This is a genomic window from Bradyrhizobium sp. SZCCHNS2022 (assembly GCF_032377575.1).
In the GTDB taxonomy this organism is placed as follows: domain Bacteria; phylum Pseudomonadota; class Alphaproteobacteria; order Rhizobiales; family Xanthobacteraceae; genus Bradyrhizobium; species Bradyrhizobium aeschynomenes.
The window spans coordinates 976,885-1,001,071 of record NZ_JAUHHZ010000001.1 but is presented as its reverse complement, the minus strand read 5'-3'; the positions used below and the strand labels follow the sequence as shown (position 1 = coordinate 1,001,071).

Annotated in this window: 24 protein-coding genes; 9 read left to right on the top strand and 15 right to left on the bottom strand. The window is 65.8% G+C overall.

Annotated elements, in window-relative coordinates; genetic code table 11:
* The first annotated feature begins 223 nt into the window (after positions 1-223).
* Genes rpe through QXZ94_RS04390 form a run of 3 tightly spaced genes read left to right on the top strand, consistent with a single transcriptional unit; the run spans position 224 to position 2,302 of the window.
* Positions 224-925 carry a ribulose-phosphate 3-epimerase gene (rpe, locus tag QXZ94_RS04400; protein ID WP_315719397.1) on the top strand — a complete coding sequence of 234 codons (702 nt, stop codon included), beginning with the start codon at positions 224-226 and terminating at the stop codon, positions 923-925.
* A 15-nt stretch (positions 926-940) separates the two neighbouring features.
* A complete protein-coding gene (locus tag QXZ94_RS04395) occupies positions 941-1,426 on the top strand; it encodes an ureidoglycolate lyase (RefSeq protein ID WP_315719396.1) in 486 nt (161 codons plus the stop codon).
* A gap of 45 nt (positions 1,427-1,471) precedes the next feature.
* On the top strand, positions 1,472-2,302 hold the full coding sequence (locus QXZ94_RS04390; RefSeq protein ID WP_315726094.1) for a bifunctional allantoicase/(S)-ureidoglycine aminohydrolase: 831 nt from the start codon (positions 1,472-1,474) through the stop codon (positions 2,300-2,302).
* Positions 2,303-2,406: 104 nt separating this feature from the next.
* On the opposite strand, the gene QXZ94_RS04385 is transcribed toward QXZ94_RS04390, so the two are convergent.
* The 5 genes from QXZ94_RS04385 to QXZ94_RS04365 all read right to left on the bottom strand — a co-directional run bounded on the left by QXZ94_RS04385 (position 2,407) and on the right by QXZ94_RS04365 (position 7,416).
* On the bottom strand, positions 2,407-3,864 hold the full coding sequence (locus tag QXZ94_RS04385) for a bifunctional serine/threonine-protein kinase/universal stress protein (RefSeq protein WP_315719395.1): 1,458 nt from the start codon (positions 3,862-3,864) through the stop codon (positions 2,407-2,409).
* 3 nt (positions 3,865-3,867) lie between these two features.
* On the bottom strand, positions 3,868-4,608 hold the full coding sequence (locus QXZ94_RS04380; RefSeq protein WP_315719394.1) for a metallophosphoesterase family protein: 741 nt from the start codon (positions 4,606-4,608) through the stop codon (positions 3,868-3,870).
* Positions 4,609-5,352: 744 nt separating this feature from the next.
* Entirely contained in the window at positions 5,353-5,568 is a 216-nt protein-coding gene (locus QXZ94_RS04375; RefSeq protein ID WP_315719393.1) for a hypothetical protein, read from the bottom strand.
* 251 nt (positions 5,569-5,819) lie between these two features.
* The gene (locus QXZ94_RS04370; protein WP_315719392.1) at positions 5,820-6,212 is read right to left on the bottom strand and encodes a hypothetical protein; all 393 of its coding nucleotides are present in this window, start codon (positions 6,210-6,212) and stop codon (positions 5,820-5,822) included.
* Positions 6,213-6,525: 313 nt separating this feature from the next.
* On the bottom strand, positions 6,526-7,416 hold the full coding sequence (locus tag QXZ94_RS04365) for a LysR family transcriptional regulator (protein ID WP_315719391.1): 891 nt from the start codon (positions 7,414-7,416) through the stop codon (positions 6,526-6,528).
* A gap of 99 nt (positions 7,417-7,515) precedes the next feature.
* Between QXZ94_RS04365 and QXZ94_RS04360 the strand changes: the two genes are divergently transcribed.
* Positions 7,516-8,235, top strand: a complete 720-nt coding sequence (locus QXZ94_RS04360) for an SDR family oxidoreductase (protein WP_315719390.1) — start codon at positions 7,516-7,518, stop codon at positions 8,233-8,235.
* A gap of 13 nt (positions 8,236-8,248) precedes the next feature.
* Here the strand turns inward: QXZ94_RS04360 and QXZ94_RS04355 are convergent, their stop codons facing one another.
* The 4 genes from QXZ94_RS04355 to QXZ94_RS04340 all read right to left on the bottom strand — a co-directional run bounded on the left by QXZ94_RS04355 (position 8,249) and on the right by QXZ94_RS04340 (position 11,565).
* On the bottom strand, positions 8,249-9,187 hold the full coding sequence (locus tag QXZ94_RS04355) for a S1/P1 nuclease (RefSeq protein WP_315719389.1): 939 nt from the start codon (positions 9,185-9,187) through the stop codon (positions 8,249-8,251).
* 325 nt (positions 9,188-9,512) lie between these two features.
* Positions 9,513-10,121 (bottom strand): hypothetical protein, encoded by a 609-nt coding sequence (locus QXZ94_RS04350; RefSeq protein WP_315719388.1) that lies wholly within the window; start codon positions 10,119-10,121, stop codon positions 9,513-9,515.
* Entirely contained in the window at positions 10,118-10,789 is a 672-nt protein-coding gene (locus QXZ94_RS04345) for a hypothetical protein (RefSeq protein ID WP_315719387.1), read from the bottom strand. The genes QXZ94_RS04350 and QXZ94_RS04345 overlap by 4 nt, the downstream gene beginning before the upstream one ends.
* Positions 10,786-11,565, bottom strand: coding sequence for a MotA/TolQ/ExbB proton channel family protein (locus tag QXZ94_RS04340; protein WP_315719386.1), 780 nt, complete (start codon positions 11,563-11,565; stop codon positions 10,786-10,788). Before QXZ94_RS04340 ends, QXZ94_RS04345 begins: the two co-directional genes overlap by 4 nt.
* Positions 11,566-11,762: 197 nt before the next feature.
* Here QXZ94_RS04340 and QXZ94_RS04335 point away from each other — a divergent pair, with 197 nt between their 5' ends.
* Entirely contained in the window at positions 11,763-13,121 is a 1,359-nt protein-coding gene (locus tag QXZ94_RS04335; protein ID WP_315719384.1) for a histidine kinase, read from the top strand.
* A 10-nt stretch (positions 13,122-13,131) separates the two neighbouring features.
* Positions 13,132-13,779 (top strand): response regulator transcription factor, encoded by a 648-nt coding sequence (locus tag QXZ94_RS04330; protein ID WP_315719383.1) that lies wholly within the window; start codon positions 13,132-13,134, stop codon positions 13,777-13,779.
* 122 nt (positions 13,780-13,901) lie between these two features.
* On the opposite strand, the gene QXZ94_RS04325 is transcribed toward QXZ94_RS04330, so the two are convergent.
* Entirely contained in the window at positions 13,902-15,095 is a 1,194-nt protein-coding gene (locus QXZ94_RS04325) for a serine hydrolase domain-containing protein (protein ID WP_315719382.1), read from the bottom strand.
* Between the two features lie 57 nt (positions 15,096-15,152).
* The gene (locus QXZ94_RS04320; protein WP_315719381.1) at positions 15,153-16,790 is read right to left on the bottom strand and encodes an NAD(P)/FAD-dependent oxidoreductase; all 1,638 of its coding nucleotides are present in this window, start codon (positions 16,788-16,790) and stop codon (positions 15,153-15,155) included.
* Between the two features lie 296 nt (positions 16,791-17,086).
* Here QXZ94_RS04320 and QXZ94_RS04315 point away from each other — a divergent pair, with 296 nt between their 5' ends.
* Positions 17,087-17,974 (top strand): AraC family transcriptional regulator, encoded by an 888-nt coding sequence (locus tag QXZ94_RS04315; RefSeq protein ID WP_315719380.1) that lies wholly within the window; start codon positions 17,087-17,089, stop codon positions 17,972-17,974.
* A 267-nt stretch (positions 17,975-18,241) separates the two neighbouring features.
* On the opposite strand, the gene QXZ94_RS04310 is transcribed toward QXZ94_RS04315, so the two are convergent.
* The gene (locus QXZ94_RS04310) at positions 18,242-18,829 is read right to left on the bottom strand and encodes a TetR family transcriptional regulator (RefSeq protein ID WP_315719379.1); all 588 of its coding nucleotides are present in this window, start codon (positions 18,827-18,829) and stop codon (positions 18,242-18,244) included.
* A complete protein-coding gene (locus tag QXZ94_RS04305) occupies positions 18,826-18,996 on the bottom strand; it encodes a hypothetical protein (protein ID WP_315719378.1) in 171 nt (56 codons plus the stop codon). The genes QXZ94_RS04310 and QXZ94_RS04305 overlap by 4 nt, the downstream gene beginning before the upstream one ends.
* Positions 18,997-19,265: 269 nt before the next feature.
* Here QXZ94_RS04305 and purB point away from each other — a divergent pair, with 269 nt between their 5' ends.
* Positions 19,266-20,573, top strand: coding sequence for an adenylosuccinate lyase (purB, locus tag QXZ94_RS04300; protein WP_315719377.1), 1,308 nt, complete (start codon positions 19,266-19,268; stop codon positions 20,571-20,573).
* Positions 20,574-20,599: 26 nt separating this feature from the next.
* On the opposite strand, the gene QXZ94_RS04295 is transcribed toward purB, so the two are convergent.
* The gene (locus QXZ94_RS04295) at positions 20,600-21,364 is read right to left on the bottom strand and encodes a hypothetical protein (protein ID WP_315719376.1); all 765 of its coding nucleotides are present in this window, start codon (positions 21,362-21,364) and stop codon (positions 20,600-20,602) included.
* 295 nt (positions 21,365-21,659) lie between these two features.
* Here QXZ94_RS04295 and QXZ94_RS04290 point away from each other — a divergent pair, with 295 nt between their 5' ends.
* Complete coding sequence (locus QXZ94_RS04290) at positions 21,660-22,202, top strand: cytochrome b (protein ID WP_172113875.1); 543 nt, start codon at positions 21,660-21,662, stop codon at positions 22,200-22,202.
* 107 nt (positions 22,203-22,309) lie between these two features.
* On the opposite strand, the gene ftsH is transcribed toward QXZ94_RS04290, so the two are convergent.
* Positions 22,310-24,157, bottom strand: a complete 1,848-nt coding sequence (gene ftsH / locus QXZ94_RS04285; protein ID WP_315719375.1) for an ATP-dependent zinc metalloprotease FtsH — start codon at positions 24,155-24,157, stop codon at positions 22,310-22,312.
* Positions 24,158-24,187 lie beyond the last annotated feature (30 nt).

The window sequence follows — 24,187 nt, the reverse complement described above, 5'->3', positions numbered from 1 at the left end:
ACTCCGAGACGGCCGTGGCAAACACGGCGACGGGAAACCTGCCGTAGCTCGTCGCAATCCCCGTGCCAGCGCCAAACTGCTGATATGTCCGGATATTTCGCGATGTTGCCATGCCAGTCGCCCGGCACTTCATGCCGCGCCCGGCAGATTTTTCCCGCTCGCGTTGCCGGACCGGCCCCTGCATGATACGGCGACATCCCCGATCGCCCTGGAACAGATGCTCATGACCCAGTCCTTCACGCCGCGTCCGCTCGTCATTGCGCCGTCCATCCTGGCCTCGGATTTCTCCAAGCTGGGCGAAGAGGTGCGCGCCGTCGATGCCGCCGGCGCCGACTGGATCCATCTCGACGTCATGGACGGCCATTTCGTGCCGAACATTTCCTACGGCCCTGACGTCATCAAGGCACTGCGTCCGCATACGACCAAGATCTTCGACGCCCATCTGATGATCACACCTTGCGATCCCTATCTCGAGGCGTTCGCGAAGGCCGGCTGCGACCACATCACGGTGCATGCCGAGGCCGGCCCGCATCTGCATCGCTCGCTGCAGGCGATCCGCGCGCTCGGCAAGAAGGCCGGCGTCTCGCTCAACCCGTCGACGCCGCTCAACGTCATCGAATATGTGCTCGACCTCGTCGACCTCGTGCTGATCATGTCGGTCAACCCCGGCTTCGGCGGTCAGGCCTTCATCGCCTCGGCGATCGGCAAGGTGCAGGACCTGCGCGCGATGACTGCGGGCCGCCCGATCGACATCGAGGTCGACGGTGGCGTCGGCCGCGACAATGCCGGCGCGCTCGCGGCCGCCGGGGCGAACGCGTTCGTCGCCGGCTCCGCGGTGTTCAAGGGCGGCACCACCGAAGCCTATCGCAGCAACATCGCCGCGATCCGCGATGCCGCAGCGTCGGCGCGCGGCGAGGCGATCTGAGACGGTCGACGGCGCATGCAGACGCTCACGCCGCAGCCGCTGACCAAGGCCGCGTTCGCCGCCTTCGGCGACGTCGTCGAGACCGATGGCGCGGCTCTGATCGAGATCAATCAGGGCTTTGCCCGCCGTTGCAACGGGCTCGCCGCGATCGACGTCACGTCCGGTGCCGTCCCCGTGAATATCAGCCTGTTCGAAGCGAAACCGCGGCCGCGGCCGATCGAAATCAAGCTGATGGAACGCCATCCGCTCGGCACCCAGCTGTTCATGCCGCTGCAGGACCGGCCCTGGCTGGTGCTGGTCTGCGCCGACCCGCACGATGCCACGAGCTACCGGGCTTTCACCGCGACGGGGCGCCAGGGCGTGAACTACGCCCGCAATGTCTGGCACCATCCGCTGCTGGTGTTCGACGACGCCTCGCGCTTCATGGTGGTCGACCGCATGAGCCCCGACAATCTCGAGGAGCTGTGGCTCGACCAGCCGCTGTTGCTCAGCATCCCCTGACTGATGGCGCGCCGGATCGAGCATCCGCGCGCAGGAGAGACGATGATGGACAAGCCGAACTACTTCGTGCCGCAGGGCGGTCACCCGCCGCAGACCGACCTGCTCACCGGCCGCGCCGTGTTCACCGAGGCCTATGCGGTCATCCCCAAGGGCGTGATGCGCGACATCGTCACCTCGCCGCTGCCGTTCTGGGACAAGACCCGGACCTGGGTGATCGCGCGTCCCCTCTCCGGCTTCTCGGAGACATTCTCGCAATACATCGTCGAGGTCTCGCCCGGCGGCGGCAGCACCCAGCCGGAGCCTGATCCGGAGGCGGAGGGCGTACTGTTCGTCGTTGGCGGCGAGATCGCGCTGACCATCGCCGGCACCACGCATCGCCTCGCCAAGGGCGGCTACGCCTTCCTGCCGCCGTCCTGCAAATGGACACTCACAAACGACAGCGCGGCGCCCGCGACCTTCCATTGGATCCGCAAGGCCTATGAGGCCGTCCCGGGCATCGCGGCGCCCGAGGCTTTTGTGACCAATGAAGCGGAGATCGCGCCGGTCGGCATGCCCGGCACCGACGGCCGCTGGGCCACCACCCGCTTTGTCGATCCGCTCGACGTCCGCCACGACATGCACGTGAACATCGTCACCTTCGAGCCCGGCGCGGTGATCCCGTTCCTGGAGACGCATGTGATGGAGCACGGCCTCTACGTGCTCGAGGGCAAGGCGGTCTACAAGCTCAACCGCGACTGGGTCGAGGTCGAGGCCGGCGACTTCATGTGGCTGCGCGCCTTCTGCCCGCAGGCCTGCTACGCCGGCGGCCCCGGCCGCTTCCGCTATCTGCTCTACAAGGACTCCAACCGGCATATGAAGCTGCGGCCGTTCCGGTGAGGTGAGAAAACGGAGCGCCCCTGTTGCCCCGTCGTTGCGGGGAGCATCGGCTATCGCCGGGTTGCCGTCCTCACCAAGGTTGCAGCCGAACAATCTTCCCAGCCTTATCCCCCCGACACAACCTTCGCCGGCGCATCATCCTCTTCATCATCGATCTCCCGCGCGGCCGCGCGCGTGCGCACCACGGTCACGGTGCAGCCCGCCTCCGCGGCGACCTTGGCCGAGACGCTGCCGAGCAGGCTGCGCAGCACGGAGTCGCGGCGGGCGCCGATGATGATGTGGTCGACCTGGTTGACCTCGGCGAACTCGACGATGGCGGCGGCCGGGTCGACGGCTTCGAGCACGTGCACCGTCAGCCGGCTGGCATCGAGCTTCAGCGGCGTCGCCCAGTGCTTCAGCGCCACCATGCGGTCGATGTGCTTGTTGTTGCCGGCCTCGTCCAGCGTGCGGTCGATGGTCAGGCGGCCGAGCTTGAGGACGTTGACGCAGGCGAGTCGCGCTGCAGGCAACGTGGCGAGGATGCGTTGCGCGGTGACGCGCAGCGCGCCGTTGAGCTCCTCGCCACCCTCCGAGGTGTCGATCGCCACCGCCACGATCGGGCTCGAAGCGATCTGCACGGCGACATCGGACGGCTTCGTTTCCGGCTGCACCAGCCCGCGATTGAAGCGGCGCCGCCACACCGTGGTGATCGGATCGCGCTTGAGCTTCTCCGCGCGTGCCGTCAGCTTGACCTGGTCGGGATTGCCGAGGTCGAAGGCGAGCTGTGCCGCGGTCGGATAGCGCCAGACCGGCTCGATCTCCAGGCAGCGCAGCACGATCTCCTGCAGCCACGGCGGATAGTCCGGCTTGAGCTGCCGCGGCGGATAGGGATCGCGCCACAGTCGCCGCCGCATGCCGCGCAGCGTCTCGGTCTCGCCGAAGGGGCGCACGCCCGTGGTGAAGAAGTAGAGCAGCACACCGAGCGAAAAGATGTCGCTGCGCGGATCGCTGCGGGTGCCCATCATCCGCTCCGGCGCCATGTAGGGCGCGGTGCCGTAAGGCAGGCGGAATTCCTCCTGCAACAGATCCGGCAGGTGCTTGTGGCAGGACAGGCCGTAGTCGATCAGCACCGCCTCCCCCGAGGGGCGGAACATGATGCTGGACGGCTTGATGTCGTGATGGATCACGTGCTGCCGGTGCAGGTCGGCGAGCGCGGTGGCGATCTTCGCGACCAGCACCCGCGCCTCCTCATAAGGCAGCGGCAGCTCGGGCAACCGCTTGTACAGCGTCTCGCCAGGGATCTGCTCGATCACGACATAGGCCTGCGTGGCGAAATCGCCGGTCCCGAAGCACGCCGGCACATGCGGACCGGACAGCTTCGGCAGGATCATCTGCTCCATCTCGAAGCTGACGATCGCCGCAGGGTCCTCGCCCTCGGAGACGCGCGGCACCTTCATCAGGATGGGGCGGTCGATGTCCGGGCGCGTGACGCTCCACAGCGTCGCCATGCCGCCGGAATGCACGCACTCGCCGACGGTGAAGCCGTCGATGACGACGCCCGGCTGGAGCTTCGATCTCGCCATGCTCTAACGCCCCATCGAGAGCCGCTGCGCCAGCCAGGGCGGCAGGCCGTTGTCACGAATGCGCTGCGCCGCCGCGTCGACGTCATAGGGCACGCGGCAATAGGTCAGCTCGCGCGTCCTGGTGTCGAAGGTCACGAAGGATGCAGCGGGATCGCCGTCGCGCGGCTGACCGACCGAGCCGACCACGGCGAGCCATTGCCGGCCGCGCAGCAATTGAATCGGCATGTTGGCAGTGGGTGTGAAGCTCGTCATCTTCGCAGTGGCGGACATCGAGTACAGCGCCGGACGATGGATGTGACCGCAGAACGTGACCTGCGCCTCGGTCGCGATCATGCTGCGTGCGGCATCGGCCGAACTCTGAATGTAGCGCCAGCGCTGAGGGCTCGACGCCTCCGAATGCACGAACAGCCGGTCCTCGTCACCCACGCTCATCGGCAACTCGGCGAGAAAGCGCCGCTGCTCGGCGCTGAGCCGGCCGCGCGTCCACTCCATCGCCGCCTGCGCCTCCGCATTCATGCTCTCGCTGGCCGTCGAGACCGCATTGTCGTGATTGCCGCGCACCGCCAGCCCGCCCTCGGCCACGATCTCCATGACCGTGTCGACCGACCATTCCGGATCGGCGCCATAGCCGACGATGTCGCCCAGGCAGATCAGGCGCTCGGCGCCGCGCCCGCGCGCCGCCTCCAGGCACGCCGCAAAAGCCTGCCGATTGGCATGGATGTCGGTGAAAATCGCCAGCAGCACCCGTATCCTCCCGGTTCCACCGTACAAGTGGGCTTCGCGCGGAATTTGAGCAACATCAAACCGGACGGACCGGAGCAAGGAGTTTTTTGACCGGGGTCGATCGATCAGCGACACGACCTCTCGATCTCGCGGCGGATCTCGCCCGAGCCTTGCGATCGCTGTGCCCCATCGAAGAACGAGAGGGCGCGGGGAATGCCGGGTGAAGGCCTCACCCATGGCCCGCCTGCAGAAAAAAGCAGGCGGCAGTCACCACAGGTTCAGCCGAACATCCGGCATTCCCCGCGCGACGGTTTTAACGCTTATATCGTGATCTCCCCGGTGCACCGGCTTTTTGGCCACCGTCGCCGCTCGGATTATCTCCGAGCAGCTTAGCACCAGCTTCGGGATGCCAGGACCACACGACTTCACGTCCGCAGGCTTGAGCGTTCGTCTCACGCCAGCCCAGCGTCCATCGCATCCCCGCCCCACGTGTCGTGACGATCGCGCGCTACGCCCTCTGCTCGGGACGGGATGGTGGCGTATAGCATGATTTCTGAAAAAAGGAAATGGAAACTTTCAGCCGGTCACGGGCCATCGCAGGGGGCCCCCTCGACGTCGCCGGCTGCGGCCCCATCCCCCGGACACCCATGCAAAGCTGCACGGCCGCACGAGAATGGGCGGCGTCGCACCCTGATGGCCGACAACGGGATCGGGCTCAGATCTGAGCGATGGGCCCATTGCCGACAATCGCCGCCGTCATCTAGTCTAGATCATCCGTGTAAAGGATCGAGCATGGAAGAGCAGCACAGATTGCGCCTGGTCGGCGGCCACGATGGTGAAACAGCGGTCTTCACCTTGCTTGATGATGACAACCTCTGTCGACTCAGGTGCGACTACAGGGATCGAAGCATCGAAAGCGCTGCAACCGATTTCTTCCAGGCGCTCTGATCTGCGGAACGTGCTGGGCGAAAATGGGTTCATGCCATTCTGCTATGGCGCAAGTCTGAACGTGTACCCGTCGGGGATGGCGCGAGACATGGGTCAGGGTCTCAAGGCCTACAGGATGACGACGGGCCGACACGCCCGACGGGAAGATCTCGTCGACATCTTTTCCGAGGGGCCGGATGTCGTCCCTGCTTCGGTCGCGGCACAGGAGCAGTTCTGGCGGGACTGGCTCGCGACGCCGCGAGCCTAGTCGCTGGACCGACTTCGGCGCAGCGGCGTCGGCAAACTCATCGCCGCCGGTTCACGAGCCACAGCGCGCCTGCGGAACCGGCAATCGTGACAATCATCATGAGGGCGAGCGCAGCAGACATCACACCGCCTCCTGCGGCCGCCAGCGAGCTGCTGCCCCCACCCGCGAGACCCAGGAGCGGAATCGCCACGAGCGGACCGCCGAGCTGGGCGGCAAAGAAGGCGCCGAGCAGCGAGACGACGATGTTCACGATCCAGCCGAGCACGCCCCGCTTCTTAGTCCATGCCTCGTGGATGGCAATGGACAGGACGGCCGCAAACGTCACCGCCGCGATCACGAGCCCCCCACCGACGGCGTCCATCGGGATCGCACCGGTCAGCTGCAGAACCACGATGCCGATGACGGCAATCAGCACGATGATGTAGGGCATGCGGATCGTCCCTGCTGCTATGATGCTGGCCACCGATACCGCCGCCCTGCTCGCGCAGGACCGGGATTGGCGCTTCGCTCATGAGTTGCCGGCAATTGTCGCAAGGTTCATCTCTTAATGCGAATGGTCGTTTGAACCAGCTGACAAATGCGATCAACGGGGGCTTCCAGCCCGCTGAACAGCGGCTGAAAACGCACCGGACAGGCATGTGGCAGCGTCGTAGCCCGGACGATCGCAGCGACATCCGGGATCTCACGCGCTGCGTCGGTGAACCCGGATATCGCTGCGCTCATCCAGGCTACGCACGCTGCTGTCATGGTCCCCGCTTCGCATGATCGATGAGCGCGCGGAGCTTGGGCGCCAGGTTCCGACGCCTCGGAAAGTACAGGTAGAATCCGGCAAACGGCGCCGCGAAGCTTTCGAGCAGAGGCACCAGCTCGCCACGCGCGACGTAGGGCTGGAACGTCTCCTCCGTGCCGAAGGTGATGCCGCCGCCCGCGCATGCGGTGCGGATCATCAACAACATGTCGTTGGTCGTCAGGCTGGGCTTGACCTCGACATTGAAGTCTCTGCCGGCTTCGGTGAACTCCCAGCGATAGGGCGCGGCCAGCGGCGCGGGCCGCCAGCCGATGCAGGCATGATGGATCAGATCGCGCGGGTGCGCCGGGGCGCCGTGCGCTTCCAGATAACTCGGTGCGGCAAAGGCCAGCTGCCTTTGATCTCCGGACACCGGGACGGCGATCATGTCCTGCGCGATGACTTCTCCCAGGCGCACCCCCGCGTCGTAGTGCTCGGCGACGATGTCGAAGGTGTCGTCGGTGATGGTGACGTCCAGTTCGATCGCGGGATAGGTTTGCATGAACGAGGCCAGCAATGGCCCGGAGATGAAGCGTTCGGCGATGGAGGACACGGCCAGCCGCAGCAGGCCGGACGGCGGCCCGGCCTTGTCGCCGATCTGCTCGGCGGCGGCATTCAGCGCGCCGATCGCCGGCGCGACATCCGCATAGAACCGGCGTCCCGCCTCGGTCAGGCTGAAGCTGCGGGTCGTCCGGCTGACCAGGGAAATCCCGAGATGGTCCTCCAGCCTGCCCATCGCCTGACTGACGGCAGACCGCGTCACGCCCAGCCGGTCCGCGGCAAGGCGGAAGCTCCCGGCATCGGCGACCGCCACGAACAGCTCGATGATGTTCTTGTCGATCCGCATTGGTTAGATATTCTTACCACCGAGGCAATCATTGGGCAAATTGTCGTGACAATGCCGGCCACCTAGCTTCCGCCCGTCACCAACCGACGGGAGTTGAACATGGACAAGGTCATCCTGATTACCGGGGCGTCGAGCGGCATCGGCGCGGGGATCGCACGAGAGCTGGCCGCCACGGGCGCGCGGCTGCTGCTGGGCGCGCGCCGCCTGGACCGGCTGGAGGCGCTGGCCGCCGAGTTGCGCGCGGCCGGCGGAACCGCCGAGGTTCGGGCGCTGGATGTGACCGACCGCGCCGATGTCGCGGCCTTTGCCGAGGCGGCGCGCGAATTGTGGGGGCACGTGAACGTCATGATCAACAATGCCGGCATCATGCCGCTATCGCCGATGGCCGCGATGAAGGTCGACGAGTGGGATCGCATGGTCGACGTCAACATCAAGGGCGTGCTGAACGGCATCGCGGCGGTGTTGCCCGGCATGCTGGCCCGCGGCTCCGGACACGTCATCAACATCGCCTCGATCGGCGCCCTGCAGGTCGTGCCGACCGCCGCAATCTACTGCGCGACCAAGCACGCCGTGCGGGCGATCTCGGACGGGCTCCGGCAGGAAAATGAGACGCTGCGCGTCACCTGCATCCATCCGGGCGTGGTGGAGAGCGAACTCGCCAGCACCATCACGGACGAGACCGCAGCCGAGATGATGCGCAGCTACCGCGCGATTGCCCTGCAGCCGGACGCGATCGGCCGCGCCGTGCGCTATGCCATCGAGCAACCCGACGATGTCGACGTGAACGAGATCGTCGTTCGTCCGACGCGGGCGCCGTGAGGCGCAGGCGGCTCTACCGCAACAGCACCTCGAGCAGGTTGGCGAGCCGCGCGGCGGCGAGCGCGGCCTGCTTGCGGGCGAGATCGCGGGCGTTGGTCTCGTACTCCCGCGTGAGTTCGACCGGCTGCTTGTCGGCGCGCACCGGCGGGGCGTAGGCGACGGCCTTGGCGAGTTCGAAGCTCTCCTGCGCCCACACCGCGGGATCGATGATCTGTGCCTTGCCGGCATCAGGCGTGACGGTCGACAGGCCGCCGCGCTGGTCGGCATCGAAGATCGCGCCGAACACCGTCGAATAACCGCCGAAGATGCCGTCCCAATAGGCGTGCAGATTCTGCGTCTCGCCGTTGGCGGCTACGACCTGCAATTCGTTGCCGCCGCGGTCGCCGCCCTTGTCCGGCAGCGCGGCCGAGTAGCGGGCGACGGCGTGCAGTGGCTGGTGCAGATCGCCCACGAGGTGGATCATCCAGCTCAGGCTGTACGACCGCAGCGGCTCGGAGGCGTCGGTGTTTGCGGGCAGCTTGGCGATCATCAGCTTGAGCTGCGACACCGCGTCGACCGGATCCGGACGCGGCAGCGGCGTGTCGTCGGCCGAGAACAGCGCGTCCTTGTAGTGCCAATGCGTATGCTTCAGATGGCCATACGGTACGAGCTGCTTGGCCGTGGAGTCCCTCACCTGGTCGTCATAATAGTCTGGCTTCATCTTGATGTCGTCGGGCCACGTTGCCGCGCGCACGAAGGCGTAGAGCTTTTCCTGCCCTGCGGGAGCGCCGGCGATCCAGCTCGCATAATCGGAATTGAGCTTGAGCAGCGCGTCGGCCCGGTCCCTCGCCGCTGGTGTCAGCTTCTTGTAGGCCAGATACGCGATCTGCATGTGGCCTTCGTCCCACCAGGCCAGGGCCGGTCCGGCCGGCCAGGACATGACGGCCAAGAACGCAATCATCAGCTTACGCATCGCGAAGCTCCCTCGATCATTCGATCAACAATGAAATCGCGAATTCGGGCGGGCCAACAGATGATCCGGACCCTAGCGTGAACGACCGGCTTTTGCAATTTCACCGCGCACCGCCAACCGTATTGCGAGCGCGCCTCCTTCACCGCGCTCCGCAAGCGTATGCCCATCGGCCTGTGATCGCTCTCTCGACCGTCATTGCGAGCGCAGCGAAGCAATCCAGGGCGCCGGTCGCGACTCTGGATTGCTTCGTCGCTGACGCTCCTCGCAATGACGGCGGTGAGACATCGGATGTGCCGTGACTGCAACGGCTCGCGCCGTTTGTCCTTTACTGCTCGTCCTTCGGCGGCATGCGCGGCGGCAGCAGCGGCGTGAAGGAGACACCGTCGCCGGCATTCTTCGCGGCCTTGAACTCGCCGGTCGAGGGATCGCCGCCGGCGGTCTCGATGATGGTCTTGGGCAGGATGTATTCGCGCGCGGCGTCGATCACGCCGCCGTCGCCGGTGCCGAAATCGGCGGCTCGGCCGCCTTGCGGATGACCTGCGGCGATCTGGTCGGCGGCGTGCTGCGCCTTCTCGGCGAGCTTGTCACTGAAGGGAATGCGATAGGCCCGCGGCACGCCGCTCGGGCGGTTGTCCTCGTCAAGCGTCTCGACCCACAGATAGACCGCGCCGGGATCACCGTCGACGCTGTGCGGATCGACGATCCGCACCTGCAGCACCTTGAACGCCTTCGGCAACCGGTCGACGCTGGCCCAGCCGAGCAGCCCGCGGGCGCCGACGAAGCTGCCGACGTAGAACGCGCTGGTGACGACCACCGCCACGGCCTTCACCTGCCACGGCAGCCGCGCATACACCAGCACGAGCAGCAGCAGCGCGCCGATCAGGGCGTAGCACACGGACAGCGTGACGATGACGGTCTGGAGGCTGCTCATCATCGCCTGATCATCCTGACGCCGGTCTGGGGATCGAGGTCGGCGCCGTTGGCGCGGACGTTGCGGAAGGTCTCCAAGAGCGATTTCGGCCGCCGCTGCACGTCGATCACCTTGCCCTCCGCATTGAGCTTGAAGCGCAATGCCGTCTTCTCGTCGCCGGAATGATCGAGCACGACCTTGTCGTCGAAGATCACCTGCGCCGTCGGGTTGAGCTTCTGCACCTTCACCTTGGCCTCGACCGGCGCGCCGCTGACATTCTGGAAATGCGAGATGTTGACGGTGTACTCGCCGGCGACGATGCCCCGGATCGTCACGATTTCCTCGCGGATCGGCGACGGGATCTTCAAGCCGTTGACCAGGATGAAATCATTGGCGCCGCCGCGGTCGTCGCGATCGAGCGTGAGGAAGCCGGCCTCGCGGTGCCGGTACCAGGCGATGTTGCCGACGGGGTCCTGCACGAACAGATCGAGATCGTCGGGATGATTGTCCGGCCAGTCCATCGTGATCAGGAACTCGGCCTTGCTGTCGACCTTGCCGTCCTTCGCGTCGGGCGAGATCGCGAGCACCGCGATGAAGAAGAAGAACGCGACGATCTGCAGCGCCTTGAACAGCATCACGCTGAACGGATCGAACTGCTCCTCGCGCGGATAGAGCCCGAAATCGTCCATCATGCGCCCTGCTCCGGCGCGCGCTCCATCGCCCGTTCGAGCCGCGGCGTCACCCGCGTCTCGGTGAGCATGACCGCGTCGGAGAACACGCGGCCGGTCGCTGCGTCCAGCATGTAGTACTGGATGCGTACCAGGATCGAGCCGACGAGACCGGCGAGCGTGGTGTACATCGCCACCGCCATGCCGTCGCTCATCAGGCCCATCGACGATTTCATCGCCAGCTTGTCGTTGACGTCGAGGCCGGCGATCGGCGCCAGCATGATGATGAAGCCGATGATGGTGCCGAGCAGGCCGAGCTTCATCAGCGTATCCGACGCGAAGCCGCCGAATCCGTTCGAGCCGCGAAGGCGGTCGGCCAGCGTGCGCAGCAGCAGCGTCTGGTCGAGCCGCCCTGTCCCTTGCGTCCGAGCCTTGGTGACGAGGCTGCGGATGTGATTGGTGACGAGTCCGTTGGGAAGCAGTTGCGCGTCAGGCTCCAGCGCGCGCGCCGCATCCGGCCCGATCAGGACGGCGCGGCAGCGCCTTGCAGCATCCGCCTCGCGCGCGATCGCCCTGGTGCGCCAGAAGCAGTGGCAGCACGTCACCAGATAGAGCACGGCGACGACGCTTGAAATGTAGGTCCGGTCCGAGGCGACCATCAGATGGAAGTAGCCGTAACGCCACAGCACGACGGCGGCGAACACGGTCAGGCCAGTGAAGATCATCCAGAGCAGCAGCGGCCCGCGCTCGGCCGCGTCGCGCGCAGGTTCCACTCTCTCCGCACTGCCGACCACGCTCATGCATGCACTCCCCATTGCTCCGCCGTTGCATCCGGCGCTTGGCATCGAAGTTAAGCAGAGCGGCGGAACAGCGTCCAAAGACATCTGCCTCCGGCCTGTCGGGAAATTTTCCCAATCTTTCGCCTGCTGCAGTGCATTTGCTTGGCGCAGCACCGGCCCATTGTTACGCTGCGGCAAAAGCCCGTGGAGAGGATCGCATGCGCCTCGTGCTCCAGCTGATCGCGCGCCTGGCGCTGATCGTTCTGCTCTGCCTCGCGGCCGCGGCCATATGGGTCACCGTCGATGCCTATCGCAGCGTCGACCGCGCCACCGCGGCCTCGGCGGAGCGCGTATCACAGGCGCTGGAGGCGCTGTATTGGCGCGAGCTGTTGCTGCGCAGCAACCGCACGCGCGACCATCTGCTGCCGGTGCCGGACTGGCGCACGACCGAGACGATGAAGCTGATCGCGCCCGGCATCTGCGTACAGTTCAAGCCGGAAGCTGCCTTCGAGAGGCCGCTATGCGGCCAGAGCAAGGGGCTCGGTGCGGTGCCGCCGCGCTGGTTCTCAGGCTTGGTCGAAACGATCCTCGGCGATCACGCCGCAGTGGCGCAGGCGATCAGTGCGCGGGCGACCACGGCAGGAACCGTGTCCGCCATCGCCGATCCCGATGCGGCGATCCAGCTCGCCTGGCTGCGCATCCAGGACAGCTTCGGCGTCGCGCTGGCGATGGCCATTGCGATCGGCGTGCTCGCCTCGCTGGCGATCGCGCATGCGCTGGCACCGGCGCGCAGCATCGTCTCAGCGCTGCAGCGGATGGCCGAGGGCGAGCACCACCCGGCCCTGCCGCGCTTCCGCTCGATGGAGCTCGCGATGATCGGCCGCGCCGTAGGCGAGCTCGGCGACCGGCTGGCGCAGGCCAACGAGCAGCGCGCCGCGCTGACCGAGCGCCTGCTCGACATCCGCGACGAGGAGCGGCGCGCGCTGGCGCGCGAGCTGCACGACGAGTTCGGCCAGAACCTGACCGCGATCCTCGCCTTTGCCTCGACGATCGAGAGCGCCGGCCATGGCCGCAACGATCAGGTCGCCCAGGATGCGCGCATGATCACGCAGTCCGTCAGCCATCTGATGGCGTGCCTGCGCGGCACCTTGAGCCGACTGCGCCGTCCGCTCACCGAGGAGCTCGGACTCGCCGCCGGCCTGATCGCGCTGACCGAGAACTATCAGCACGCCGCGCGGCCCGCGATCCGGCTCGACCTCCACGGCGATCTCGCCGACATCCAGGGCCCGGTCGCGGTCACCGCCTACCGGATGGCGCAGGAGTGCCTGACCAACGCCCTGCGCCACACCAGTGCGAGCGAGGTGTCGTTGCGGGTCGAGCGGCGCTCCGGGCCCGACAGTGCGCTGCTGATTTCAGTCGAGGATGACGGCGGCGGCGATGCGACATTGCTGGCGCAATCGAGCGGCTTCGGCCTGACCGGAATCCGCGAGCGCATCGCCGCGGTCGGCGGCTCGCTGTCGATCGGACCGGCCGCACGCGGGCTCAGCGTCTCCGCGACAATTCCACTGGCCGCCTGAGACAACGGGGATGCGCGAGCGCACAGGCATTTCGATCCTGCTGGTCGACGACCACCCGGTGGTCCGACAAGGCTACCGCCGCGTGCTGGAGAGCCAGGACGGCTTTCGCGTCATCGCCGAGGCCGACAGCGCCGCAGCGGCCTATGCCGCCTTCAAGGCGCATGCGCCCGACGTGGTCGTGCTCGACATCTCGATGAAGGGCGCCAGCGGGCTGGAGGCGATCCGCAACATCCGCGCTCGCGACAATCGCGCCTGCATCCTCGTGTTCTCGATGCATGGCGAGGCGCCGCTGGTGAAGGCGGCGTTCGCGGCCGGCGCCAGCGGCTTCGTCACCAAGAGCAGCGAGCCGTCGGCGCTGGTCCGCGCCATCCGCATGGTAATCAACGGCGAGCGCGCGCTCAGCGACGACGTCGCCCATGTGCTGGCCGCCGACAGCCTCGATCCGCAGCAGACCGTGCTCGACCGGCTCGGCGAGCGTGAGATCGAAATCCTGCGCCAGTTCGCATCGGGCCTGACCACCGAGCAGATCGCCACCAATCTGCACCTCAGCGTCAAGACGGTGCAGAACTATCACTACCTGGTGAAGGCCAAGACGGGATTGCAGACGGATGCGCAGTTGGTGCGGCTCGCGGTGACCAGCGGGTTGACGGATCTGTAGAGTGGGCAAAGGCGCCGCCGTGCCATCGCCGCGGGCGGGATCGCAATGGCGCCGTGCCCACCGTCCAGCGGAAGAGTTCGCTGCACGACGGTGGCACGGCGCGCGCGATCGCGTTGTTCGGCCTAGCTCGCCATGCGCTGGCGCAGGCTCTGGTAGAATGCCGTCTCGAAATTCATGTAGCCGACGAACGACGTCGGGTCGCCGAAGGGCAGGATCTGCGTCGCCCAGAAGCCGCCGAATCCGTTCTGCCGGTCGATCCAGTAGAACAGATTGGCCAGCCCGGCCCAGCCCAGCGCACCGGCCGGACGGCCCGTCGGCGCCTGCTCCTCGTTGATCATGAAGCTCAGCGCCCACGACTTGGATTGGCCGGGGAAGAACTCCGCGTCATTGCACAATTCGGGAATGACTCCGGTCAACGGTGTCACCTTGTTGTCGCCGAGATGGTTCTTTTCCGCCATGCGCACCGTTTCGGCCTTCAGCACCCGGCCGAACTCACCGGCGCCGTCATTCAACCACATGCGGATGAAGCGCATGTAGTCGCCGACCGTGCCATAGAGGCCGTGGCCGCCCATGTGCACCTCGGGCTCGGCAGGCAGTTCGAAATCCATCGGCGTCAGCGAGCCATCGGCGGTGCGCGCGTGGATACCGGCCAGCCTGCTGCGCATGGCATCGGTCAATTCGAAGAACATGTCCTTGATGCCGAGCGGCTCGAACACGCGCGTCTTCAGCACCTCGCCAAGCCGCCGGCCGGTGATGGCTTCGACGATCTGACCGCACCAGTCCATGTTGGTGCCGTAATCCCAGCGGTCACCGGGATCGAACAGCAGCGGCGTCATCAGGCAGGCCTTGGTCGCGGTGATCACGCTTGGCTGACCTTTTTCCTGCGCCAGCCGGTTGTAGGTGTGACTGATGAAGTCGTAGCTCAGTCCCGCCGTGTGCGTCATCAGCATGCGCGTGGTGATGTCGCGCTTCGGCGCACGCAGGATCGGATCGCCCTTGGCATCGAAGCCCTCGATCACCTGCAAAGTCCCGATCTCCGGCGCGTAACGCTTCGCCGGCACATCGAGGTCCAGCCTGCCGTCCTCGACCAGTTGCAGCACGGCCGTGCCGGTGATCGCCTTGGTGGTGGAGAAGATGGCGAAGATGCTGTCGGCGGTCATCGGCTCAGGCCGGTCGAGACGGCGTTGTCCCGCTGCGCCCTGGTAGATGTTGCGATCGCGGTCCGTCACCATCGCGACCACGCCTGGCACGCGCGGTGAGGATGTGACGACACCGTCGAGAACGGCATCGGCCGCCGCGGTGAAATTCGTGCTCATGGTAGTCCTCCCTCGTGTTTCTTGGCTTGTGTCCCAATGCCGGCATCTGCCGACGGCTCAATGCATGGCAAAGCCCTGGTAGCCGCTGGCGGCGACCTCGTCGCATTTCTGGCGGTAGGCCCCGACCCCGCCGCAATAGGACAGAACCCGCCGCGGCTTGCCCGCGATGTTCGAGCCGAGATACCAGGAATTCGTCTTGGCGATCAGCGTCGCATTGGCGGTCTCGTCGTGATGCGCGACCCAGTCATCCTCCGTCTCCCGGGTTGGCTCGATGACCTTGAGATCTTTCGACCGCATATATTTGATGCAGTCGTCGATCCATTCGACCTGCTGCTGCAGGCACGTCGTCATGTTGCACAGCGCTGCTGAGGGAGCGAGCGGCACTGCGGTCGTGAACAGATTGGGATAGCCGTGCACCTGCAGGCCCATCGTGGTACGGATGTCCCTGCTCCAATCCTCCCTGAGCGATCGATTGTCGCGCCCGCGAATATCGATCCGCGTCAGCGCACCGGTGCCGGCGTCGAAGCCGGTCGCCAGGACGATCATGTCGAATTCGTGCACGGTGCCGTCGGCCATCTGAATGCCCTTCGGGGTGACGCGTTCGATCGGATTGGTCTTGACGCTGACGATCTCGACGTTGGGACGAAGGAAGGCTTCGAGGAAGTTCTGCTCGAGCGGCACGCGGTGGGTGCCGAAGCCGTAATCTGCGGGGATCAGCAGGTCGCACAGCTTCGGATCCTTCAGCCGCTCGCGCATCTTGTCGCGCACGAATTCGGAGATCTCCGCATTGACCGCCTCGTCGAAGAACAGCTCGGCGAAGGACGAAATCCACAGTTTGAGGGAGCCGTCCTCCCAGCACTCCTCGATCACCTGGCGACGCCGATCCGGCGACAGGTCGGCCCAGGCATGCTCGAAATCATACTCGAAACCGGTGAAGGTGTGCGGCAGGCGCTCCGTCAGGTGTTTGAATTTCGACTTGTAGGCCTCCGCGTCGTCAGCGCCGTATTTCGGGTTCTTCATCGGAATGACGTACTGCGGGGTGCGGACGAAGACCTTGAGGTGACCGGCCTCGCCGGCAATGGTCTGGATGACCTGGATGCCGGTCGCGCCATTGCCGATGATTCCGACGCGTTTGCCGGCGAAGCTGACCGGCTGCTTCGGCCAGCGCGCGGTATGGAACAGGTCTCCCTCGAACGTGTCCTGGCCGGGAAACGAGACGTGGGGCGCCGACAGCATGCCGCAGCAGGTGACCAGGAACTGGGTATCGATCAGTTCGCCCTTGTCGGTCGTGACCAGCCAGCGCTGCGTCGCTTCGTTGAACTGCGCACGAACGACCGTCGTGCCGAACTGGATGTCCTTGCGCAGATCGAGCCGGTCGGCGACGTAGTTGAGCCAGCGTTCGATCTCCGGCTGGGCCGGGAACTTCTCGCTCCAGCTCCAGCCCTTGTAGAGCTCCTCGGAGAACAGATACTGATAGATGTAGGCTTCCGAATCGAAGCGGGCGCCGGGATAGCGATTCCAGTACCAGGTCCCGCCGACGCCCGACGCGGCGTCGATGGCCCGGACACTCAGTCCCTGCTCGCGCAGGCGATAGAGCTGATAGAGCCCGGCAACGCCGGCTCCGATCACGACCGCATCGAGCCTGGTCGTCACATGCGAAGCGTCTCCCTTGGCGTTCACAGCGGCTTCCGTCATCTGGTCCTCCTCATCCTTGTTTCAGGGCGCACGCCGCCGTTCCTCGTCCGTGTGTCATCGGACGGGGGCTGCGTTTTCGTTGTCGCCCGCGCAGGCTATGGGCCGGCGACCCGTCGGGGCTTGGACGAAACGGACGATTTCTTGAACGGTGCGGCGCACGCGCCAGCTGTGCTCGCAAGTCGCAACAAAGCTCGCTTGGCAAACCGCGAAACCGGCCTATGCTGGCTCCGCCGCAAGGCCAATGAGAAGCAGCAGCGATCAATCGCGCCATAAAAAAATCAAGGGAGGCTCGCGCGATGGGCCATTTGATCAGCGTCGAGGAGCTGCCGCGCTACGCTCCCGGCGAGCTGATGCTGGACAGCTCGGCAATCGGAAAGGCGGACTTTCGGCTCCGCGTCTTCCGCTATGCGCCGTCCGATATCTGGGTGCCGCCTTCCGAGAACTTCTTAGTTGTCGTCTACCGCGGAGGGACCACGTCGATGAACCGCCGGGTGACCGGCGCGTGGAAGCAGGATCATGTCGGCCGCGGCGTCACGACGTTGTTGACGCGTGCGGAAGCGTCGAACTGGCGCTGGAACAGCGACGTCGAGGTCACCCATTTCTATATCGCGCCGAGCCTGATGGCGAAGACCGCGAGCGAGGCGTTCGATCGCGATGCCGAGACAATCGAACTCCACGACCTGCTCCGCATCGACGATCCGGTCCTGACCTGGATCAGTGACCGGATGGTGCAGGAGATCTCCGACGGCGGCCCAGGCGGCCGGCTGTGCTACGATGCCCTGGCACTTCAGGCGAGCGTGCACATCCTGCGAAGCTATGCCTCGGTGCAATTCAAACTGCCCTGTTCGCAGGGACGCTTCCGGCCGGCCCACGCCCGGCTGATCGAGGACTACATCGAGCAGAACATCGGCAGGAACATCACGCTGGAGGAGCTGGCCGGCATCTGCAACTGCACGCCGGTGCAGTTCGCGCGCAAATTCCATGCGCATTACGGCATGCGGCCGCATACCTACGTCCTGAATCGCAAGGTGGAACGCGCATGCGAGCACCTGCGTAAGGACCGGCTTGCGCTGAAGGAGATCGCCCTGCTCTGCGGCTTCTCCGACCAGAGTCACCTCAACCGGATTTTCCGCCGCAAGCTCAACGTCACACCGGCCGAATTTCGCAAAGCCTGCATGGGCTAGGACGTCGGTGGAAGAGTTTTCCGAATCTTAGTCGACGCGCCATTGGCGCGGTTCACGTTGAGGGGCAGCCCGGCGGATCTGTAGGGTGTGCAAAGGCGCTGCCGTGCCGTTTCCTCGCGCGAGATCGCAGGGGCGCCGTGCCCACCGTCTCGCCGCGGAACATGCCGATCGATGGTGGGTACGGCGCGCGGCATCTCGGCACGAACTCATATCGTGCCTTGCGCCTTTGCCCACCCTACATGGACTCCATAACCCGGATGAGCGCAGCTATCGCTTTGCCAGGCCGCGCAACAACAAGGTCAGCACCGCATCGACCCGGGTCGAGCAGGTGCAATCGGCCCATTCGTCGGCGTGGGCGGGGTGATGAAAGCTGCGCGTCGCATCGAAGATCGCGGCGGCCGCGGTCTTGGGATCATCGACCTCGAACGCGCCCTGGGCGACCCCCTCGGCGATCATGCCCTCGACCTGGGTGATCAGGTCCTGCTTGTGGGCCTTCACCACCGTGCAGGCCTCGCGGGCGAGCGTCAGGTAGGTCGCGAACATCTCGGGATCTTCGCACACACGCTTGTGCTTGGCGTCGAACAGCTCGCGCAGCCAGCGTTCCAGCTTCGCCGGCGCCAGCCCCGGTTCGGCGGCGATCTGCGCCAAGGGCCTGCTGACGCGCTCGAGCCAGCGTTTCGCCACCGCCTCGCGCAGCGACGCCTTGCTTGGAAAGTGACGATAGACGGAGCCGTGGCTGACATCGAGCGCTCTCGCGACGTCGACGACCGTCGCTTTGGCGAGCCCGTAACGGCGCAACACGTCCTCGGTGACTTCGAGGATGCGCTCGGATGTCAGAACCACGGCCTCATTCATGCGTGCACCATATCGGCGTCCGTCGTGTGCGCCTTGATCTGGATCGTCTCGGGCAATTCGCGAGACGGGGCGCGGAATTTGGCGGCCTGCGCCTCCAGGTGACGGGCAACCTGGAGATTCAGCCAGTCCTGAAATTGTGAGTGCAACAATCGCTTTTCAATCTTCATCGAAGCGGTCCTTCGCAGTTGAAGCCGCTGAACCCCAGAGGTCAGACAGTGCTAATTGATCATGGCTTTGACATACACCATCGCGCTGACAGATTTCAATATCTGTCAGCACCATTTTTTATTTTGGTTATATAGTACCACCAACGGTGACATCGGGGACCGAAACCCGCCGTTTGTATCGCCCCGGCGGCTCTGGTAGAGCACGGCGTAAAATGCTGGCGCGGACGCGATGGTCCCGCCCACCTTCCCTCCCGCCTGGAGCGCCGTCGATGATCCCCCGCTATACCCGTCCCGAAATGGCCTCGATCTGGGAACCGCAAACCCGGTTCAAGATCTGGTTCGAGATCGAGGCGCATGCGGCGGACGCGCTGGCCGAGCTCGGCACGATCCCGAAGGACGCGGCCAAGACGATCTGGGCCAAGGCCAAGGACGCCACCTTCGACGTCGCCCGCATCGACGAGATCGAGCGCGAGACCAAGCACGACGTCATCGCCTTCCTGACGCATCTCGCCGAGATCGTCGGCCCCGAGGCGCGCTTCGTGCACCAGGGCATGACGTCGTCCGACGTGCTCGACACCTGCCTCAACGTCCAGCTGACCCGCGCCGCCGACCTGCTGCTCGCCGATCTCGACAAGGTGCTCGCCGCGCTGAAGAAGCGCGCCTTCGAGCACAAGATGACGCCGACCATCGGCCGCTCGCACGGCATCCATGCCGAGCCGGTCACCTTCGGCCTCAAGCTCGCTTATGCCTATGCCGAATTCACGCGCGCCCGCGAGCGCTTGGTCGCGGCGCGCAAGGAGGTCGCGACCTGCGCGATCTCCGGCGCCGTCGGCACCTTCGCCCAGATCGATCCGCGCGTGGAGGAGCACGTCGCCAAGGCGATGGGCTTGACGCCGGAGCCGGTCTCGACCCAGGTCATTCCGCGCGACCGCCACGCGATGTTCTTTGCCACCCTCGGCGTGATCGCCTCCTCGGTCGAGCGCTTCGCCACCGAGGTCCGCCATCTGCAGCGCACGGAAGTGCTGGAAGCCGAGGAGTTCTTCTCGGAGGGCCAGAAGGGCTCCTCCGCGATGCCGCACAAGCGCAACCCGGTGCTGTCGGAGAACCTCACCGGCCTCGCCCGCATGGTGCGCGCCTATGTGACGCCGGCGATGGAGAACGTCGTGCTCTGGCACGAGCGCGACATCTCGCATTCCTCGGTCGAGCGCATGATCGGCCCCGATGCGACCGTGACGCTCGACTTCGCGCTGGTGCGCCTCGCCGGCCTGATCGAGAAGCTGCTGGTCTACCCGGCCAACATGGAGAAGAACCTCGACAAGCTCGGCGGCCTCGTCCACTCGCAGCGCCTCTTGATCGCGCTGACCCAGAAGGGCGCGAGCCGTGAGGATTCCTACAAGCTCGTCCAGCGCAACGCGATGCCGGTGTGGCGCGGCGAAGGCGACTTCCGCACCCTGCTCAAGGCCGATGCCGACGTGAAGAAGTACCTGACCGATGCCGAGATCGATGAGCAGTTCGACCTCGGCTACCACCTCAAGCACGTCGACACGATTTTCAAGCGGGTGTTCGGCGAGGGCTGAGCGCGCCTCGGGGGGCGGACTGCACGTCAGTCCGCCTCCTCGCACTTGTCCTGCTTGACCTTGAACATCTTGCGGAACTGGGTCTCGAGCGCGCTCCGCATCGCCTCCATCTTCTTCTCGCCGGTGTTGCGGAGGTTGTAGTTGATCGCGCAGTTGCTCCAGCCGAAATTGACCAGATAGATCCGCATGCGCTCCTGGCCGTCCGCCATCTGCGCTTCGGCCGCGTAGCGGGCGACGCAGGCCTTGGGACTGGCGTTGTTGGCGCAGCCCTTGTCGACGGTCTGGCGAAACATCTGCTGCAGGTCGGTCTTGCCCTCGATCGCGTCGACGAACCGCGCGCAGGCGGCGGCAGGCTGATAGTCGCGCAGCGCCGAGGGCGTCTTGAAGCCGCGGGTGTGCGCCAGGTCGAAATCGCAACTGTCCTTCAGCTCCGCCATCTTGGCGCGGCGGTAGTCGTCGACACCGGCCAGCGCGATGAACTCCAGCCGCGCGGCGGCGTCGAGCGTGGCCTTGCAGGCGCGATCGATCTTGTCGGCGTCGAGCGCTGCGACCGCCTTCGGATCGAACGCCGGCAATGTGCCCGGCGAGTCGAAATCGGACGGACCGAACAGCAGACGCACGGTGTTGCGCAGCCGCGTCTCGTCGTGCTTGGCAGGATCGTACCGGACCGTAAACCGGCAGCCATTGTCCCAGGACATCGTGCGCTCGGCGGCGTCGGCGCCTGCGGCCCCCAGCGTCACGGCGACAAGCGCCAGGCGTGACGCCCATCCGGTCCAGCTTCGTCGTATCATGGCACTCCTCGCAAGAGATCTGAGCCTGCATCCTAGCGTCTCCCTGCGCCAACGCCAGCCCGTGCCGCGCACCAGCCGCAGCGTGACGTCGTCACGCTTGTTGGATGTCGTCTTTCCAAGCATGACGACGTCCTGCTTGTCCTTGCGAAGGACTCGCTTGCACCAACCACGACAAGAATCAGAGCACGACGTTGCCCCGCGCGTCCGCCCGCTCACGTCAGCGAATTGTGAGCCGACAGCGGCGACGAGGTGCCTTATGCAACAGGCGTTTCAACTGTCCTTGGAGAACCTGCACGTGCCGCCGACCGAGACCGCTTATGATCCCCTGCTGCGACGGATCCATTGGGCGACCGCATTGCTGTTCATTGCGGCCATGCTGATCGGGCTCTATTGCGGCCTGCAGCCGGCGGGCACCTCACCGCGGCGCGAGCTGCTGGAGATTCACAAATCGCTCGGCATCACGCTGTTCATGTTGGCGATCCTGCGCGTCATGGTTCGTGCAACGACGACAGCACCGGCGCCGCCGGCCGCGTTCGGCCCCGTCGTCCGCGCGCTGTCCCAACTCAATCATTGGGCGCTTTATGCCCTGCTGCTGGTCATGCCGGTTACCGGCTACATGTTCTCGTCGGCCGGCGGCTACTCGCTGCGTTATTTCTGGACCTTCAGCTGGCCGCGCCTGTTCGCCGGCGACAAGGCGATCGCCCATGCCGGCGAGATCACGCACGATACCCTGGCCTATGTGGTTTACCTCGTGGTCGGCCTGCACATCGCAGCCACGCTGTGGCACGAGTTCATCAAGAAGGACGAGACCCTGGCCCGGATGTGGCCGCGGCGGTAGCGATGCGCTGCCGTACAGCGCCCTCTCCCGCAAGGGGAGGACGCTGTATTGCGCATCCAAGACGTGGCACGTGAGCCATCGATGATGCGCCGACAGAATGCAACCAACTACATCGGCGTGGCCGCGGCCACCAGATCACCGGCGCGCGCGTCCTGCTTCAGGATCGCGGCGAGCTCGCTCTCGTCCAGCGTCTCCTTGACCAGCAGCCGGCGGGCGGCGCGCTCCAGCACATCGCGCTTGTCCTGCAGCAGCTTGCGGGTGCGATCGAGAGCCGAGGTGACAATGGCGCGGACCTCCGCATCGATCGCATCGCCCGCGGCCTCGCCATAATCAGCGCTGCGCGAGGCGCCCGGCGCCAGGAACGACTGATTGTCGCGCTCATAGGCGACCGAGCCGAGGCTCTCCGACATGCCGTAGCGCGTCACCATCGAGCGGGCGATGTCGGTGACGCGGCGCAGGTCGTCGGCGGCGCCGGTCGACAGATGGCCGTAGACCACGAGCTCCGCGGCGCGGCCGCCGAGCAGCACCGCCATCTTGTTCTCGAGCTCCTCGCGCGTCATCAGGAAGCGGTCCTCGGTCGGGCGCTGGATGGTGTAGCCGAGCGCGCCGACGCCGCGCGGAATGATCGAGACCTTGTGCACGGGATCGGTGCCGGGCAGGCTCATGGCGACGATGGCATGGCCCATCTCGTGATAGGCCACGATCTCGCGCTCCTTCGGATTGAGCAGCCGGTTGCGCTTCTCCAGGCCCGCGACGATGCGCTCGATGGCGTTGTTGAAATCGTCGAGCGTCACTTCGTCAGCGCCGCGCCGCGTCGCCAGCAAGGTCGCCTCGTTGACGAGGTTGGCGAGATCGGCGCCGGTGAAGCCCGGCGTCAGCGCCGCCACCTTCTCCGGATCGACATCGGCCGCGAGCTTGGCCTTCTTCAGATGCACATTGAGGATCTGGATGCGGCCCGGCTTGTCCGGACGATCGACCAGCACCTGGCGGTCGAAGCGGCCGGCGCGCAGCAACGCCGGGTCGAGGATCTCCGGCCGGTTGGTCGCGGCCAGCAGCACGAGGCCGGTCGAGGAATCGAAGCCGTCGAGCTCGACCAAGAGCTGGTTGAGCGTCTGCTCCTTCTCGTCATGGCCGCCGGCGAACGGGCCCATGCCGCGCGCGCGTCCGAGCGCATCGAGCTCGTCGATGAAGATGATGGCCGGCGCCTTGGCGCGCGCCTGCTCGAACAGGTCGCGGACGCGCGCCGCGCCGACGCCGACGAACATCTCGACGAACTCCGAGCCCGAGATCGAGAAGAACGGCACGCCCGCCTCGCCCGCCACGGCCTTCGCCAGCAGCGTCTTGCCGGTGCCGGGCGGGCCGACCAGCAGCACGCCCTTGGGCATGCGGCCGCCGAGCCGGCCGTAGGATTTCGGATCCTTCAGGAAGGCGACGATCTCGCGCAATTCGTCCTTGGCCTCGTCGACCCCGGCGACGTCCTCGAAGCGGACGCCGGTGTTGGCCTCGACGTAGACCTTGGCCTTGCTCTTGCCGATCTGCATCAACCCGCCGCCCAGCCCGCCGGCGCCGCCCATCATCCGCCGCGACAGCCAGTACCAGACGCCGAAGAACAGCGCGATCGGCATCACCAGCGAGAGGATGTCGCCGAGAATGTTGCTCTCGACCCGCCCGGTGAAGGTCACGTTGGCCTTGGACAGCTCCTTGGCGAACTCCTGATCGACGCGCGTCGTCGCGAACCGCGTCTGGCCGCCCGGCAGCGGCTCCTTCAGCGTGCCTTCGAGATAGTTCTCGGACACGCCGACCTCCTTCACCTTGCCGGCCGACAGCAGGTCCTGGAACTGGCTGTAGGGAATGACGGCGACCTGGCGATAGCTCGTCCACGCATTGTGGATCATCATCGCGACGAAGATCGCGACGATTGCGTACCAGAGATTGAAGCGGGTCTGCTTGGTCATGGGTCTCTCGAGATGTGATCGATGAAAACG

Excerpts from the sequence above, each read along its gene's own strand:
- rpe (WP_315719397.1), top strand. The coding sequence starts at position 224 with ATGACCCAGTCCTTCACGCCGCGTCCGCTCGTCATTGCGCCGTCCATC.
- QXZ94_RS04395 (WP_315719396.1), top strand. The coding sequence starts at position 941 with ATGCAGACGCTCACGCCGCAGCCGCTGACCAAGGCCGCGTTCGCCGCC.
- QXZ94_RS04390 (WP_315726094.1), top strand. The coding sequence starts at position 1,472 with ATGGACAAGCCGAACTACTTCGTGCCGCAGGGCGGTCACCCGCCGCAG.
- QXZ94_RS04385 (WP_315719395.1), bottom strand. The coding sequence starts at position 3,864 with ATGGCGAGATCGAAGCTCCAGCCGGGCGTCGTCATCGACGGCTTCACC.
- QXZ94_RS04375 (WP_315719393.1), bottom strand. The coding sequence starts at position 5,568 with ATGAACCCATTTTCGCCCAGCACGTTCCGCAGATCAGAGCGCCTGGAA.
- QXZ94_RS04370 (WP_315719392.1), bottom strand. The coding sequence starts at position 6,212 with ATGCCCTACATCATCGTGCTGATTGCCGTCATCGGCATCGTGGTTCTG.
- QXZ94_RS04365 (WP_315719391.1), bottom strand. The coding sequence starts at position 7,416 with ATGCGGATCGACAAGAACATCATCGAGCTGTTCGTGGCGGTCGCCGAT.
- QXZ94_RS04360 (WP_315719390.1), top strand. The coding sequence starts at position 7,516 with ATGGACAAGGTCATCCTGATTACCGGGGCGTCGAGCGGCATCGGCGCG.
- QXZ94_RS04355 (WP_315719389.1), bottom strand. The coding sequence starts at position 9,187 with ATGCGTAAGCTGATGATTGCGTTCTTGGCCGTCATGTCCTGGCCGGCC.
- QXZ94_RS04350 (WP_315719388.1), bottom strand. The coding sequence starts at position 10,121 with ATGATGAGCAGCCTCCAGACCGTCATCGTCACGCTGTCCGTGTGCTAC.
- QXZ94_RS04345 (WP_315719387.1), bottom strand. The coding sequence starts at position 10,789 with ATGATGGACGATTTCGGGCTCTATCCGCGCGAGGAGCAGTTCGATCCG.
- QXZ94_RS04340 (WP_315719386.1), bottom strand. The coding sequence starts at position 11,565 with ATGAGCGTGGTCGGCAGTGCGGAGAGAGTGGAACCTGCGCGCGACGCG.
- QXZ94_RS04335 (WP_315719384.1), top strand. The coding sequence starts at position 11,763 with ATGCGCCTCGTGCTCCAGCTGATCGCGCGCCTGGCGCTGATCGTTCTG.
- QXZ94_RS04330 (WP_315719383.1), top strand. The coding sequence starts at position 13,132 with ATGCGCGAGCGCACAGGCATTTCGATCCTGCTGGTCGACGACCACCCG.
- QXZ94_RS04325 (WP_315719382.1), bottom strand. The coding sequence starts at position 15,095 with ATGAGCACGAATTTCACCGCGGCGGCCGATGCCGTTCTCGACGGTGTC.
- QXZ94_RS04320 (WP_315719381.1), bottom strand. The coding sequence starts at position 16,790 with ATGACGGAAGCCGCTGTGAACGCCAAGGGAGACGCTTCGCATGTGACG.
- QXZ94_RS04315 (WP_315719380.1), top strand. The coding sequence starts at position 17,087 with ATGGGCCATTTGATCAGCGTCGAGGAGCTGCCGCGCTACGCTCCCGGC.
- QXZ94_RS04310 (WP_315719379.1), bottom strand. The coding sequence starts at position 18,829 with ATGAATGAGGCCGTGGTTCTGACATCCGAGCGCATCCTCGAAGTCACC.
- QXZ94_RS04305 (WP_315719378.1), bottom strand. The coding sequence starts at position 18,996 with ATGAAGATTGAAAAGCGATTGTTGCACTCACAATTTCAGGACTGGCTG.
- purB (WP_315719377.1), top strand. The coding sequence starts at position 19,266 with ATGATCCCCCGCTATACCCGTCCCGAAATGGCCTCGATCTGGGAACCG.
- QXZ94_RS04295 (WP_315719376.1), bottom strand. The coding sequence starts at position 21,364 with ATGATACGACGAAGCTGGACCGGATGGGCGTCACGCCTGGCGCTTGTC.
- ftsH (WP_315719375.1), bottom strand. The coding sequence starts at position 24,157 with ATGACCAAGCAGACCCGCTTCAATCTCTGGTACGCAATCGTCGCGATC.